Consider the following 14,312-nt stretch of genomic DNA (forward strand, 5'->3'; position numbering starts at 1 on the left):
TATTATTTGAAGCAATCCGGCAGCATCGTGCCGGAACGGGCGGCGGGTCAATTGCGGCAAGGACAGGGAGAGCGCCATGAGCGAGCATCGCCAGCCGCCGTTCGGCGGCAGCATCGGCAAGACGGTTGCGACCTCGAAGCCATGGTGGCCCGACACGCGCCAGCCGCCGGCTGGCGCGCCGAACGTCCTGGTCGTGCTGTTCGACGATGTCGGCTTCTCCGATTTCGGCTGCTACGGCTCACCGATCCGGACGCCGACCATCGACCGGCTCGCCGCCGAGGGCCTGCGCTATAGCGGCTTCCACACCACCGCGATGTGCTCGACCACGCGCGCGGCGCTGCTCACCGGACGCAACCACCATTCGGTCGGCGTCGGCTGCCTCGCCAATTTCGATTCCGGCTACCCAGGCTATCGCGGCAAGATCGCGCGCGAGGCGGGGACGCTTGCCGAGATGCTGCGGCAGCACGGCTATCGCAACTACATGGTCGGCAAGTGGCACGTCACGCCGCTGACCGAGAGCGGCGCCACCGGTCCGTTCGACGGCTGGCCGCTCGGCCGCGGCTTCGACCGCTTCTACGGCTTCCTCGACGCCGAAACCGATCAATATGCGCCGGAGCTCGTATCCGACAACACCCAGATCGATCCGCCGGGGACTTACGAGAGCGGCTATCATTTGACGTCCGATCTGGTCGACCAGTCGATCCGCCTCATCGCCGATCACGTGGCCGATCGCCCCGATCTGCCGTGGCTGACCTGGCTTGCGCCCGGCGCCTGCCACGCGCCGCATCAGGCGCCCGCCGATATCATCAAGAGCTATGACGCAACCTTTGCCCATGGCTGGGACGTCGAGCGCGAACAGCGGATGGCGCGGCAGAAGGCGATGGGGCTGGTGCCGGAAGCCACCAGGATGCCGGCGCGAAACGACGGCGTGAAAGCGTGGGACGCGCATTCCGCCGATGAGCAGCGCGTGTTCACGCGGTTGCAGGCGGCCTATGCCGGCATGCTCGATCACGCCGACCGGCATCTGGCGCGGCTGATCGCTTTCCTCGACAAGGCCGGTATCCGCGACAACACGTTGGTCATCGTGATGTCGGACAATGGAGCGAGCCAGGAGGGCGGCCCGCTCGGCTTCGTCAACGCGATGGGGCCGTACAATTTCCGGCCCGAGCCGCTGCCGGTGAAATTGCAGCGGATCGACGACATCGGCGGGCCGGACACGCACTCCAACTTTCCGCATGGCTGGGCGATGGCCTCGAACACGCCGCTGCGGCGCTACAAGCAGAACACCCATGGCGGCGGCATCCGCGATCCCTTCGTGATGAGCTGGCCGAAGCGCATCAAGGCCAAAGGTGAACTGCGTCATCAATTCGTGCACGCCTGCGACCTGACGCCGACACTGCTCGATCTGATCGGAGTTTCAGCGCCGGCGGAGATCGCTGGCTGTCCGCAGATGCCGCTGGAAGGCGAGAGCTTTGCGCGATCGATCGACGACGCCGCGGCGCCGTCGAAGACATCGGCGCAGTATTTCGAGATGTTCGGCCATCGCGGTCTCTGGAAGGACGGCTGGAAGGCGGTGTCGTTTCATCCCTCCGGCACGCCGTTCGAGAACGACACATGGGAGCTGTATCATCTCGATCAGGACTTCTCCGAGGTCGATGACCTCGCAGCGAAGGAACCCGAACGTCTGGAGCAGATGACAAAACAGTGGTGGCGCGAGGCCGAGGCGCACAACGTGCTGCCGCTCGACGATCGTTTCGGGCCGCGCTTTGCCGAGAACGCGGCGCGCTTTCACGGCGCGCGGACGAAGTTCACCTTTCATGCCGGCATGGGGCACGTGCCGACCGACGTCGCACCCGATGTCCGCAGCCGCAGCTACACCATCGAGGCGCATGTCGAGATCGACGAGGGCGCGAGCGGCGTGCTGATCGCGCATGGCGACGCGACCTCGGGCTACAGCCTCTACATCAAGGACGGCTTTCTGGTGCACGATTTGAATGTCGGCGGCGGCCATGAGCTCGTCACCTCCAGCCGCAGGGTGCCTGCGGGCGCGCAGCGGCTCGGTGTGCATGTCGAACGGCTGCTGCGCAAGGAGCCGCCGGCCAAGGGGGCGCGGACCGGCGTTACCGAATACACGCTGACGATCGACGGCGAGCCGGTGGGATCGATGCAGACCCAGCTCGGCTTCCACAATTTCATCTCATGGTCCGGGCTCGATATCGGCCGCGATCGCGGCAGCCCGGTCTCGCACTACGCGGCGCCGTTCGAATTCACCGGCAGGCTGTTGCAGGTGACGGTCGTCATGCATGACGACCAGAAGCTCGATGGCGACGGCGTCGGGAATGCGCAAATGGCGCGGCAGTAGGCGACGACCGTGGCAGCGCTGCGAGTTGGCGCAGCGTAGGGTGGATTAGCGAAGCGTAATCCACCATTTCTCTCGAGGCGGGACGGCGGGTTACGCTTCGCTAACCCGCCCTACGACGTCACGACGATCGCGCCGCAAGCTACTTGATCTTGTCATACACCGTCGCGAAATCTGCGAGCGGCATCGGGATGCTGATGGTCTCCTTGCCGAGATTCTGGAACGACACCTTGAGCTGCTTGCCCGATTTCAGCTGGGTGAGGACATCGGCCGCGATCGGCGCATTGATGTAGCAGCCGCGCGCCTCGCAGGTCTGGATCGGCACGTCGACGGCCTTGCCGTCGTCGACCTGCAGCTTGGCGCCGACGGGCAGGTTCAACCCGAGCGGAAGCTGGATCAGCGCAACCGGCGCGCGGGTGTCGCCGGGAACGCGGATATTGACCAGCACGATGACCTGGCCGGTTTTGGTGAGCACGGCGGTCTGCTCCATCGCGCATTCGAGCGGCGCGTCGCGGCTCGCGCTGGTGCAGCGCGCGACCCAGCCGGTATTGTTCCCGGATGGGGCGTCACCTTGAGGAGCGGCGGGAGCAACTGCCGGAACCGGCGCGGGCGCGTTCTTGCCCTTGGGGACCTGGGCGTGGCCAAGATCAGCCAGGCTGAACACGGCTAACAGGACGAAGAGCGACTTTGCGACAATCTTCACGATACCGGCTCCCAAATGAACATCTTTCGGGTGTGCCGGTATGCGGGCAAAAGTCAAGTCACTCGGCGGCCTGCTTGACCGATCCGTCCTCGCCATCGTCGGCATCGTGGTCGACGGGCGGCGAGCGGCCCCAGTTCGCAAACGCGTTGGAGAGCCTGTCGAGATAGAGATAAACCACGGGCGTCGTGAACAGCGTCAGCGCCTGGCTGACGATCAGACCGCCGACCATCGCGTAGCCGAGCGGCTGGCGGATCTCGGAGCCGGTGCCGGTTCCGAGCATCAGCGGCACGCCGCCGAGCATCGCGGCCATCGTCGTCATCATGATCGGGCGGAAGCGGAGCAGGGCGGCCTGGCGGATTGCCGCCACCGGCTCCATGTGCTGATCGCGCTCGGCGGCGATCGCGAAGTCGACCATCATGATGCCGTTCTTCTTCACGATGCCGATCAGGAGGATGATGCCGATCAGCGCGATCAGCGAGAAGTCGAAGCCGGCCGCCATCAGGATCGCCAGCGCGCCGACGCCGGCCGAGGGCAGCGTCGACAGAATGGTGATCGGATGGATGTAGCTCTCGTAGAGAATACCGAGGATCAGGTAGACGACCACGAGCGCCGCCAGGATCAACAGCGGCACGGTCGACAGCGATTGCTGGAACGCCTGCGCGGTACCCTGGAAGCTAGAGCTCAGGGTTGGCGGCGCGCCGAGGTCGATCATTGCCTTCTGCACCGCGTCCGTCGCCTGGCCGAGCGCGACACCCTGCGCCAGGTTGAACGAGATGGTGATCGCCGGGAACTGGCCCTGGTGGCTGATCGACAGCGGTCGCACCGGTGTGCTGGTCCATTTCGCAAAGGTCGACAGCGGCACCTGTTCGCCGGTCAGCGGCGACTTGATGTAGATGTTGTTCAACGTATCGATCGAGCCCTGCAACTCCGGCAGCACCTCAAGGATGACGTGGTAGCTGTTGAGCTGGGTGAAGTACTGCGTGACCTGGCGCTGGCCAAACGCATCATAGAGCGTGTCGTCGATCAGCTGCGGCTGAATGCCATAGCGCGAGGCGGTGTCGCGGTTGATCTTCAGCTCGACCGTGGTGCCGTTGGTCTGCTGGTCGGTGGCGACGTCGCGCAACTGCGGCAACGTCTGCATCTTGCCGAGGATCTTCGGCGCCCATTCGTTCAGCTCGGCGAGGTTGGCGTCCTGCAGCGTGAATTCGAACTGGGTGCGGGTCGGGCGGCCGCCGAGGCGGACGTCCTGCGCGGCCTGCATGAACAGCCGGGCGCCGAGCACCTTCTCCAGCTTCGGCCGCAGGCGGGCGATGATCTGCTGCGCGTTGGCATCGCGCTGGTTCAGCGGCTTGAGCGTGATGAACATGTTGCCGTTGTTACCGGCCCGGCCGCTGCCGCCGATCGCCATCGCCACCGTCGCCACGCCGGGATCCTGCATGACGATCTTGCTGAGCTCCTCCTGCTTCCCCTTCATTTCAGCGAACGAGATGTCCTGGCTGGCTTCCGAGGTCGCGGTGATCAGGCCGACGTCCTGCTGGGGGAAGAAGCCCTTCGGGATGATGACGAACATGTAGATCGACAGCGCCAGCGTCGCGAAGAAGATCATCAGGGTCGTGAACTTCCAGCGCAGCGCGAGGTCGAGCCCGCTCTGATAGCCGCGCAGCATGGCGTCGAAGCCGCGCTCGCTGAGCTGGTAGAACCGGCCGTGCCTCTCCTCATTGTGGGCGCGCAGGAAGCGCGAGGCCATCATCGGGGTCAGCGTCAGCGACACGAACATCGAGACGAAGATGGTCATCGCCAGCACGACCGCGAATTCGCGGAACAGGCGGCCAATGATGCCGCCCATCAGCAGCAGCGGGATCAGGACCGCGACCAGCGAGATGCTGATCGAGACGATGGTGAAGCCGATTTCCTTGGAACCCTTGAAGGCGGCGGCCATCGGCCGCTCGCCTTCCTCGATGTAGCGGCTGATGTTCTCGAGCATCACGATGGCGTCGTCGACCACGAAGCCGACCGCGATCGTCAGCGCCATCAGCGACAGATTGTCGAGCGTGTAGCCGAACACCCACATCAGCGCGCAGGCGCCGAGCAGCGCCAGCGGCACCGTCACGGCAGGGATGACGGTCGCCCAGAAGCTGCGCAGGAAGGCAAAGATCACCATGACGACCAGGAAAATGGTCAGGAGCAGGGTGAACTGGACGTCCTCCACTGCGGCGCGGATCGTGGTGGTGCGGTCGGAGATGACCTCGATCTTGATCGCCGGCGGGATCGCCGCCACCAGCCGCGGCAGCGTCGCCTTGATCTTGTCGACGGTGTCGATGACGTTGGCGCCGGGCTGCTTGAACACGACGAGGAACACGCCGCGCTTGCCGTTGGCCCAGGCGGCCTGCTTGGCGTCCTCAGGCCCGGTGACGGCCTGGCCGACGTCACGGATGCGCAGCGGCCCGCCGTTGCGGTAGGCGATGATGACGTCGTTCCACGGGTCCGCCGTGAGCAACTGGTCGTTGGCATAGATGGTGTAGGCGCGGGTGGCGCCGTCGATATTGCCCTTCGGGCTGTCGACGGTTGCGATGTTGATCGCGGCGCGGACGTCCTCCAGCGACAGGCCTTTCGCGACCAGCTTGGCCGGGTCGATCTGGACGCGAACCGACGGCTTCTGCTGGCCGCCGATGATGACCTGCGCGACGCCGGAAATCTGGCTGATCTGCTGGGCAAGCTGGGCGTCGACGGAATCGCTGACCGTGGTCAGCGGCAGCGTGTCCGATGTTGCCGACAGCAGCATGATCGGCGCGTCCGCCGGATTGACCTTGCGATAGGTCGGCGGCGAGGGGAGATTCTTCGGCAACTGGCCGCTGGCGGCGTTGATGGCGGCCTGCACGTCGTTGGCGGCGCCGTCGATTGAGCGGTTGAGGTCGAACTGGATCGTGACCGACGCCGTGCCCAGATAGCTCGTCGAGGTCATCTGCGCGATGCCGGGGATCTGCGCGAACTGGCGCTCCAGCGGCTGGGCGACCGAAGTTGCCATTGTCTCCGGGCTGCCGCCCGGGAGCGTCGCGGTGATCTGGATGGTGGGGAAGTCGACCTGCGGCAGCGGCGCGACCGGCAGCAGCGGATAGGCCACGAGGCCGACGAACAGGATGCCGGCCATCAGCAACGAGGTGCCGATGGGGAAGCGAATGAATGGTGCGGATATTCCGGCGCTCATTCCTGCGTAACCTTCGACTGGGACTGGTCCGTGCTCGCCACCGCCGTTGTCACCAGGGTTCCCGGCGAGACCTTGTACTGGCCCGCGGTGATCACCTGCTGTCCCGGCGACAGGCCCTCCTCGATCACCGACTTGCCGTCGATCGACTGGCTGACCTTGAGCTTGCGAAGCTCGGCCTTGTTCTCCTGATTGACTGAATACGCGTACAGGCCTTCGGTGCCATGCTGCACCGCGTCATCCGGGACGACGGTGGCATCCTTCAAGATTCTGACCAGGAGCCGGGTCGAGACCGACTGGCCCGGCCACAGCGCATGGTCCTTGTTATCAAACACCGCCTTCAGCCGGACAGTCCCGCTGGTGGTGTCGACCTGATTGTTGATCAGCGCCAGGGTTCCGGTGGACAGCACCCGCTTGCCGTCGGTGGTCAGGGCAATGGTCTTGGGCGGCGCCACCGCCAGTGCCGCCTTGATATCGGGCAGCTGGTCTTCCGGCGCGGTGAAGATCACCGTGATCGGCTCGATCTGGGTGATCGTCACGATGCCGGTCGCCGCCGAGGCGTTGACGATGTTGCCGACATCGACCAGTCGCAGGCCGACGATGCCGTCGATCGGCGACTTCACGGTGGCGTAGTCGACCTGGGTCTGGGCATTGAAGATGGCAGCGTCGTCGGCCGCGATCTGGGCCGTGAGCTGGGCCACGGTGGAGCGCTGGGTGTCGAGCTGCTGGCGCGTCGCGAACTCGCCGAGCTTGGTGTAGCGCTGCAGGTCGAGATTGGCGTTGGCGATATTGGCCTCGTCCTGGGCCTTCTTGGCCTTGGCCTGGTCGAGCGTCGCCTGATAGGGCCGCGGATCGATCTCGACCAGCGTGTCGCCCGCCTTGACGAACTGGCCTTCCTTGAACGCGATCCTGGTGATCTGGCCGTCGACCCGGGTGCGGACCTGGACGGTGTTGAATGCCTGCACCGTGCCGAGGCCGGTCAGGTAGACCGGGAAGTCGGCCTTCTCGACCGGCGCGATCTTGACCGGCACGGCCGGGCGCTGGGCGGAACGCTTCTGCGCGGCTACTGCCGCCAGCTGATTGTCCGTGTGCTTCTGCCAGCCGAAATAACCGGCCCCGCCGACCGCAGCGATCACTAAAACCCAACCGATGGTGCGTGACTTTGACATGCGGACTCTTGGGTTCGACGTAACAAGAAAGGGTGATCGAAACGGTTCACAGAGCTTGCGGATATAATATGCGTGCACTTAATGTGTAAACACACCAAGGCTTGAGAATCCTAAACATTTGGAAAGGTTTAGGCCAGAAACGAGCAGAAATATTCCGTCTGGGAAACGCACCGAGGACCCCTATGTCGCTCGATCTCAAACGCCAGTTCATTGCGCAACTCGTCGAGAGTTCCAGGCTGCTGCGCAACTATATCGATCATCGCGCCAAGGCGCGAGGCACCACGCGGGCCCAATGGATCGTGCTGTTCCGCCTGCGCGAGCAGGAAGGACTGTCCCAGGTCGACCTTGCCGACGTGCTCGAGTTGCAGCCGATCTCGCTGGTGCGGCTGCTTGACCGGCTCGTCGAACATGGCCTGCTCGAACGCCGTCCCGATCCCCGGGACCGCCGCGCCAATCGGCTGTTCCTGACGAAGAGCGGGCGCCGTCTCGTTGACGATCTCGACAGTCTGCGCGATGCGATCGCCGGCGACGTGCTCCGTGATGTATCGGACAAACATGTCGAGAGCGGACTGGCCACGCTGCGCGAGGTCAAGGATCGCATCAAGGCGCTCGGCGAGGATGCCGCGCACATCGCCGCGAAATAGCGCGCGTCTCGTCGCGTCCAGACCTGCGCTTCCTCCGTTCACCTGATGCAGCTTGCGCTACACGGTTGAAACGCCGCGGGATGTCGTTCATATCGCGCAGCGACGGTGCGAGAGGACGAGGGCAGCGATGGACGAATTGAACGGGCGCATGATGGCGTGCCAGATCCTGGTCACCGGGTTGATCGCGCGCGTCGCCAACGAGCAGCGTGACCCGCTGCGTTTTCTCACCGACTTCCGCGACGAGATCAAAGCGGTCGTCGGCGGCGTCAATATCGCCGGCCTCGAGAACAGCGACCGCGTGCGGCAGGTCGCGCAGCGGACCATCGACGAGCTGTTCTCGCTGATGAAGCCGCCAAGCGCCGAGTGATTGGCGAGGCATCTCGGCACCAATTTAGAACGACTATTAGAACACCTAAAAACCAGAGTTTTAGAACGATTTCAAACCACAGATTAGAATCGCTTTGAATTGGGGCGATTCAAGCCAACTGTGGCGCTGATCGCATTGATAAAAAAAGTCGCGCTCGATAACCGAAAGAGACAGTTCGTCGCACGGTGGTTTCGCGAACGGACTTGCTTTTCTGGGGGCGTGCAAGAAATGAGCAATGTGAAGGCGCCGAGATCGCTGCGCTTCGATGCGGCGATCGGTTCGGCCGATGATACCGGTTATTCCGCCACGAAGGTCTCCGCTGTCGCGAGCCTGATCGCGGTGGCGTCGTTTTCGGGCGCCGAAGCGCAGCAATCCAACCTGCCGCCGGTGAATGTGGATGCGCCGGTCGCGCGCCCGCGGCCCGTCACGTCAAAGCCCACGTCGGACCAGGTCCGCGCCCGCAACGCGCTGCGCCGCGCCGCGCGCCGCAGCAATCAGCAGGCCCAGCAGGCCCCGGTGCCGTTTCCCAACGCCGGCGGTCTTCCCGCTGACCGCGATCGCTACGCGGATCCGGCCGCGCCGTACAAGGGCGACCGTTTGCAGGCATCGGGAAAGTATCCCGAGCCGATCCTGAACACGCCGAAGTCGGTCACGGTGCTGACCAAGGACGTGCTCGAAGACAAGAACGCCACCTCGCTGAAATCGGCGATCCTGTCGACGGCCGGTGTCACGCTCGGCACGGGCGAGGGCGGCAACGCGTTCGGCGACCGCTTCTTCATCCGCGGCTTCGATGCGCGCAACGATATCTTCATCGACGGCGTACGCGATGCCGGCGTCAGCGTCCGCGAGAACTTCTTCACCGAGCAGGTCGAGATCCTGCGCGGCCCGGGCTCGTCTTTTGCGGGCCGCGGCACCACCGGCGGCGCGATCAACATCGTCACCAAGCAGGCGACGACGGAGAACAGCTTCTACAACATGGACACCTCGTTCGGCACCGATCGCACCAAGCGGGTGACGCTCGATGTCAACCAGGTGATCAGCCCGACGCTGGCGATCCGCGCCGGCGGCCTGTTCCAGGATGCCGGCGTCGCCGGCCGCAGCTATGTCACCGACAATCGCGACGGCGCGTTCGTGGCCGGAACGTGGAAGCCGGTCGATGCGGTGAAGATCAGCGGCAACTACATCCACACCGAGCTCACCGGTATCCCGGATTTCGGCGTGCCTTACTACCGGCCGAGCACCGCGAGCACGGCCGGCGGCCCGTTCCCGGACTTCGGCGTCAACCGCAACAATTTCTACGGCTTCGTCAATCGCGACTTCTTCAGGACCGGGCAGGACATCGGCACGATCAATGCCGAGGTGCAGATCACGCCGGACCTGACGATCAGCAACAAGATCCGGGAATCGCGTTCGACCCAGAACTACATCGGCACGCTGCCGGAATCGCCGACGCTGGCCGCCGGCGCGCCGTTCACGAGCTATACGCTCACGGCCAACCCGCAAAGCCGCTACCAGGTCACCGACGTGTTCGCCAACCAGACCGAGGCGACCTACAAGTCGGTCGACGGCCTCGGGTTCAAGCACACCACGACGGCCGGTGTCGAATACGACAACGAGCGGTCTTCGATCGATAGCTACACCGGCCTGGCCTCCGAAATAACGACCGGCACATCGTCCTTCACGGGGAGCGGCTCGCTCTCCGGCGTCAGCGTCTTCAACCCGGTCAACACAAATCAGCCGTTCGGAATCCCGTCGCTCATGGGACGACCAACCAAGATCGGTATCGACACCGTCAGCGGATACGTGATGGATTCCGCCAACTACAACGACTTCGTCATCCTCAATGGCGGCGTCCGTTACGACGACTACAAGATCAACACGTCTGCGTTCGCGACGAATGGCACGCTCGGCCAGCAGTCCGCCGAGTTCGGGATGCCGAACTTCAACGTTGGTCTCACGCTGAAGCCGTTGCCGAATGGCAGCGTCTATGCGGCGTACGCGACCTCGTCCAACCCTGTCGGCGCCGAGTTCGACGGCACCAGCACCGCCTATGGCGGCATCAACCCGGTTCTCAACGGCGGCAACAACCAGATCTTCGGGCCGGAGAAGAACAAGGCCATCGAAGTCGGCACCAAATGGGAGCTGTTCGACCGCCATTTGCTCGTAACGGCAGCGTTGTTCCAGACCGAGAAGGAAAACGCGCGCGAGGCGCAGAACGTCAACAGCACCACCGCAGCCGCGGCGATCCCGGGCTGCGTTTATCCGGCCGGAACGACCGGCAACGTGTCCTGCATCACCGCAGGTGCTGCTTACCGCATTCGCGGTATCGATCTCGGCGTCGGCGGCAAGATCACGGACAAGTGGAGCGTGTTCGGCGGCCTCGTGCTGATGCAGTCGGAAGTCACGAAGTCACTGGCACCGCCGGCCAACACGATCCTGTATTCGAGCAACGTCGGACTGCCGCTCGCCAACGTCGCGCATCAGTCGTTCAGCATGTTGACGAAGTACCAGCTCACCGACATGTGGGAGCTGGGCGGGCAAGCGGTGTATCGCTCGAAGGTCTATGGCGGCACGCTGCTCGCGGCCAACCAGGGCACGTCGATCCCGAGCTATTGGCGCTTCGACGCCTTTGCCGAGGCGAAGATCGACAAGCACTGGACCATGAAGCTGTTCGTCAACAACATCTTCGACAAGCGTTACTACGACGCGCTGTACCAGAGCGCAGCACCGTTCGTGCTGGAAGCGCCGGGACGCGCTGCGTATCTGGTTGTGTCTGCGCGTTACTGACGGAGGCTTCGCGGCACAAGATGCTGGTCTGTATTCCCGACGTATTGAGCAAGGCTGATGTGGCGGACGTCCGCCGCATCATGGACGCCAGCGATTGGGAGGACGGCCGCTCGACTGCGGGGGCTGCTTCCGCGATGGTCAAGCGCAACGAGCAGCTGCCGCCCGACAGCGAGGTCGCGCGGCAGCTCGGCAACCGGATCCTGTCGGCGCTGTCGGCAAGCCCGCGCTTCATCTCGGCGGCGATCCCGCTTCAAATCTTTCCACCCTTGTTCAACCGCTACGCCGCCAGCGACGGGCACCATTTCGGCCTGCATGTCGATAATGCGGTACGGGGCGACAAACTGACGGGCTTGCGGATCCGCACCGACCTCTCGGTCACGCTGTTTTTATCGGAGCCGGAAGACTATGATGGCGGCGAGCTCGTCATCGAGGACCTCTACGGATCCCATGAAATCAAGCTGCCGGCAGGCGATCTCGTCGTTTATCCTGCTTCCAGCTTGCATCTGGTCACGCCGGTCACGCGGGGGACCCGGGTAGCGTCTTTTTTCTGGCTGCAGAGCATGGTACGGGATGCCCACGCGCGCAGTCTGATCTTTGATCTCGATACTGCGATCCAGGCTCTGGTGGAGCGGCTGGGCCGCGATGACCCTGAAACGGTCAAATTGACCGGGATTTATCACAACCTGATCCGCCACTGGGCTGAAGTGTAACTGATGATGACATTCAAGTTCCCCGCTGCATCCGCCATGATCGCCTCGCTGGCGATGCTGATGCTGGCTGCGCCGTCTTCGGCGCAGCAGCAAACGGCGCCTGCCGCGCAGCCCGCGCCGGTGACCCGAGCTCAGTCCGCACCCGTCGCCCAACCGCCGGCTGCGCAGGCCCAGCCAGCGGCAGCTGCCCAGACCGCGCCGGCACCCGCCGCAGCGGCTCCTGCACCGACGGCGCTCGATGCGTCGCCGGCCGTGCCGGCGAACGGCGACGGCAAGGTGCTGAAGTCGACCAGCACCGGCCTGCACGAATTGTCGCCGTGGAACATGTTCCTGAACGCCGACATCATCGTGAAGGCGGTGATGCTCGGTCTCGCTTTCGCCTCGCTGGTGACCTGGACTGTGTTCATCGCCAAGATGGTCGAGCTGACCGTGGCGCAGAGCAAGCTGCGCGGCGCGCTCGCCAAGATCGCTGAATCGCGGTCGCTGGCGGAAGCGCAGTTCGCACTCGGCGCCAAGGGCAGCGTGCTGTCGTCGTTCATTGCGGCCGCGATGCGCGAGGGACGACTGTCGGCGGGCATCTCCAGCGACGCCGGCATCAAGGAGCGCGCCGCGTCCAGCTTTGCCGAGATCGTGCGCGCCGAAGCCCGCAAGATCCGCGTCGGCATGGGCCTGCTCGCAACTATCGGCGCGACGTCGCCCTTCGTCGGCCTGTTCGGCACCGTCTGGGGCATCATGAACAGCTTCATCGGCATTTCGAAGTCGCAGACGACGAACCTTGCCGTGGTGGCGCCGGGCATCGCGGAAGCGCTGCTCGCAACCGCGATCGGCCTCGTCGCGGCGATCCCCGCCGTCATCATTTACAACCATTTCTCGCGCGTTACGAAGGTCTATCTCGAGCTCGTCAACCGCGCCTCGGGCGCGGCGGGACGGCTCCTGTCGCGCGATCTCGATCGCACCCATGGCGACGTTCCGCGCACCGCGCTTCCGCGCGCCGCGGCGGCGGAGTAGGCGATGGCAGTCTCGATCTCCGAGAACGATGGCGACGACGATTTCGCGGAATCCCACGAGATCAACGTCACGCCGTTCATCGACGTGATGCTGGTGCTGCTGATCATCTTCATGGTGGCGGCGCCGCTCTCGACCGTCGATCTGCCGATCGATCTGCCGACCTCCAGCGCGACGCCGCAGAAGAAGCCGGACAAGCCGACCTATCTCAGCATCAAGCCCGACCTGACGCTGGCGATCGGCGAGAACGCGGTGAAGCGGGCCGACCTGGTCAATTCGCTCGATGCGGTGCCCGACATGAGCAGGGACAAATACGTGTTCCTGCGGGCCGATCGCATGGTGCCCTATGGCGAGCTGATGGGCGTGATGGAGCTGCTGCGCGCCGGCGGCTACACGCATGTCAAGCTGGTCACGCTCGAGGGCGTTCCGGGAGCGCCCGCGGCGGCGCAGGCCGAACCGGCCAAACCCTGACGGCGAACAGCGATGTCCACCAACCCCGATCTTGACCTGCGGACGTCGAAGCGGCTCTGGGTGATCGCCGCGGTGACGGCGGTCGGGCTGCATCTGGGCGGCGCGGCGCTGGCGCTGGCGAATTTGCGCGGCGACGACGGTGGCGAGGGGCTCGGTGCTGCCGGTGCGGAATACGCTGTCGAACTCGCCTCTCCTGACGTGCCCGATGATGCAGCACCGCCCGGCGCGCCGGCTGACGAACAGCAGGCCGTGCAGGAGATGGCGCGGCAGAAGGCAGAGGTGAAGGACACCGACCTGCCTCAGGCCAAGCCGATGGAGGCCGACGACCCCGATCGCATCGTGACGGAGGACACCGCCAAGAAGCAGAAGGAGGACGAGGCCAAGGTCGCCAAGGTCGAGACCAACGCCCAGGAAGCGCAGCAGGCTTCAGAAGCGGCCGCGCCAACCAAGCTGGAGGACGCGCGTCAGTCGGAGACGACGAAGGCGCCCAACCCCGGGATCGGCAAGGACAAGCTCGCGCTGACGGCCAAATGGGGCAAGAAGATCAGCGCCTATCTCGACCTGCACAAGAAATTCCCGGAGAACGGCAAAGCCAAGGAGGGCAAGGTGAAGCTTGCCCTGGTGCTCAATCGTCTCGGCAAGGTCTTGTCCGTTGCCGTGATGGAAACGTCGGGAGACGCCGCGTTCGACGACGCCGCGATCTCGATGGTCCACCGTTCCGATCCGGTGCCCGCGCCGCCGGCCGGACTGACCGAGGACCAGTTCTCCTTCACTCTTCCCGTCACATTCAACAAGCCGAAGTCGTAGCGAGCCGCGGCTCGATCAGGAGCCGGCGTCATTCCGGGGCGCGACGAAGTCGCGAGCCCGGAATCCATTTCGCTGTCGAATGTGCTGC

General features: G+C 64.5%; 11 protein-coding genes. 8 read left to right on the forward strand and 3 right to left on the reverse strand.

All coding sequences use genetic code 11. From position 1 onward, the window contains the following. Positions 1–76 precede the first annotated feature (76 nt). Complete coding sequence (locus JQ573_RS01125; protein WP_212315087.1) at positions 77–2,362, forward strand: arylsulfatase; 2,286 nt, start codon at positions 77–79, stop codon at positions 2,360–2,362. A 139-nt stretch (positions 2,363–2,501) separates the two neighbouring features. Here the strand turns inward: JQ573_RS01125 and JQ573_RS01130 are convergent, their stop codons facing one another. From JQ573_RS01130 to JQ573_RS01140, 3 genes are all read right to left on the reverse strand, one after another. Then, a complete protein-coding gene (locus JQ573_RS01130; protein ID WP_409334691.1) occupies positions 2,502–3,056 on the reverse strand; it encodes an invasion associated locus B family protein in 555 nt (184 codons plus the stop codon). Positions 3,057–3,120: 64 nt separating this feature from the next. Beyond that, positions 3,121–6,267, reverse strand: a complete 3,147-nt coding sequence (locus JQ573_RS01135; RefSeq protein ID WP_212315083.1) for an efflux RND transporter permease subunit — start codon at positions 6,265–6,267, stop codon at positions 3,121–3,123. Beyond that, complete coding sequence (locus JQ573_RS01140; RefSeq protein WP_212315081.1) at positions 6,264–7,433, reverse strand: efflux RND transporter periplasmic adaptor subunit; 1,170 nt, start codon at positions 7,431–7,433, stop codon at positions 6,264–6,266. The genes JQ573_RS01135 and JQ573_RS01140 overlap by 4 nt, the downstream gene beginning before the upstream one ends. Positions 7,434–7,615: 182 nt before the next feature. On the opposite strand from JQ573_RS01140, the gene JQ573_RS01145 reads away from it, so the two are divergent. The 7 genes from JQ573_RS01145 to JQ573_RS01175 all read left to right on the forward strand — a co-directional run bounded on the left by JQ573_RS01145 (position 7,616) and on the right by JQ573_RS01175 (position 14,224). Next, entirely contained in the window at positions 7,616–8,077 is a 462-nt protein-coding gene (locus tag JQ573_RS01145) for a MarR family winged helix-turn-helix transcriptional regulator (RefSeq protein ID WP_212315079.1), read from the forward strand. 127 nt (positions 8,078–8,204) lie between these two features. Beyond that, positions 8,205–8,444, forward strand: a complete 240-nt coding sequence (locus JQ573_RS01150; protein WP_092085525.1) for a hypothetical protein — start codon at positions 8,205–8,207, stop codon at positions 8,442–8,444. A 228-nt stretch (positions 8,445–8,672) separates the two neighbouring features. Continuing rightward, a complete protein-coding gene (locus JQ573_RS01155) occupies positions 8,673–11,231 on the forward strand; it encodes a TonB-dependent siderophore receptor (RefSeq protein ID WP_212315077.1) in 2,559 nt (852 codons plus the stop codon). A gap of 20 nt (positions 11,232–11,251) precedes the next feature. Continuing rightward, a complete protein-coding gene (locus tag JQ573_RS01160; RefSeq protein WP_212315075.1) occupies positions 11,252–11,941 on the forward strand; it encodes a Fe2+-dependent dioxygenase in 690 nt (229 codons plus the stop codon). 3 nt (positions 11,942–11,944) lie between these two features. Then, a complete protein-coding gene (gene exbB / locus JQ573_RS01165) occupies positions 11,945–12,949 on the forward strand; it encodes a tonB-system energizer ExbB (RefSeq protein WP_212315074.1) in 1,005 nt (334 codons plus the stop codon). Positions 12,950–12,952: 3 nt separating this feature from the next. Continuing rightward, positions 12,953–13,417: a TonB system transport protein ExbD gene (gene exbD, locus JQ573_RS01170; protein ID WP_212315072.1), complete on the forward strand. Its 465-nt coding sequence runs from the start codon at positions 12,953–12,955 to the stop codon at positions 13,415–13,417. Positions 13,418–13,429: 12 nt separating this feature from the next. Continuing rightward, complete coding sequence (locus JQ573_RS01175; RefSeq protein ID WP_212315070.1) at positions 13,430–14,224, forward strand: energy transducer TonB; 795 nt, start codon at positions 13,430–13,432, stop codon at positions 14,222–14,224. Positions 14,225–14,312 lie beyond the last annotated feature (88 nt).

It is taken from the genome of Bradyrhizobium sp. AUGA SZCCT0105 (genome assembly GCF_018129565.1).
In the GTDB taxonomy this organism is placed as follows: domain Bacteria; phylum Pseudomonadota; class Alphaproteobacteria; order Rhizobiales; family Xanthobacteraceae; genus Bradyrhizobium.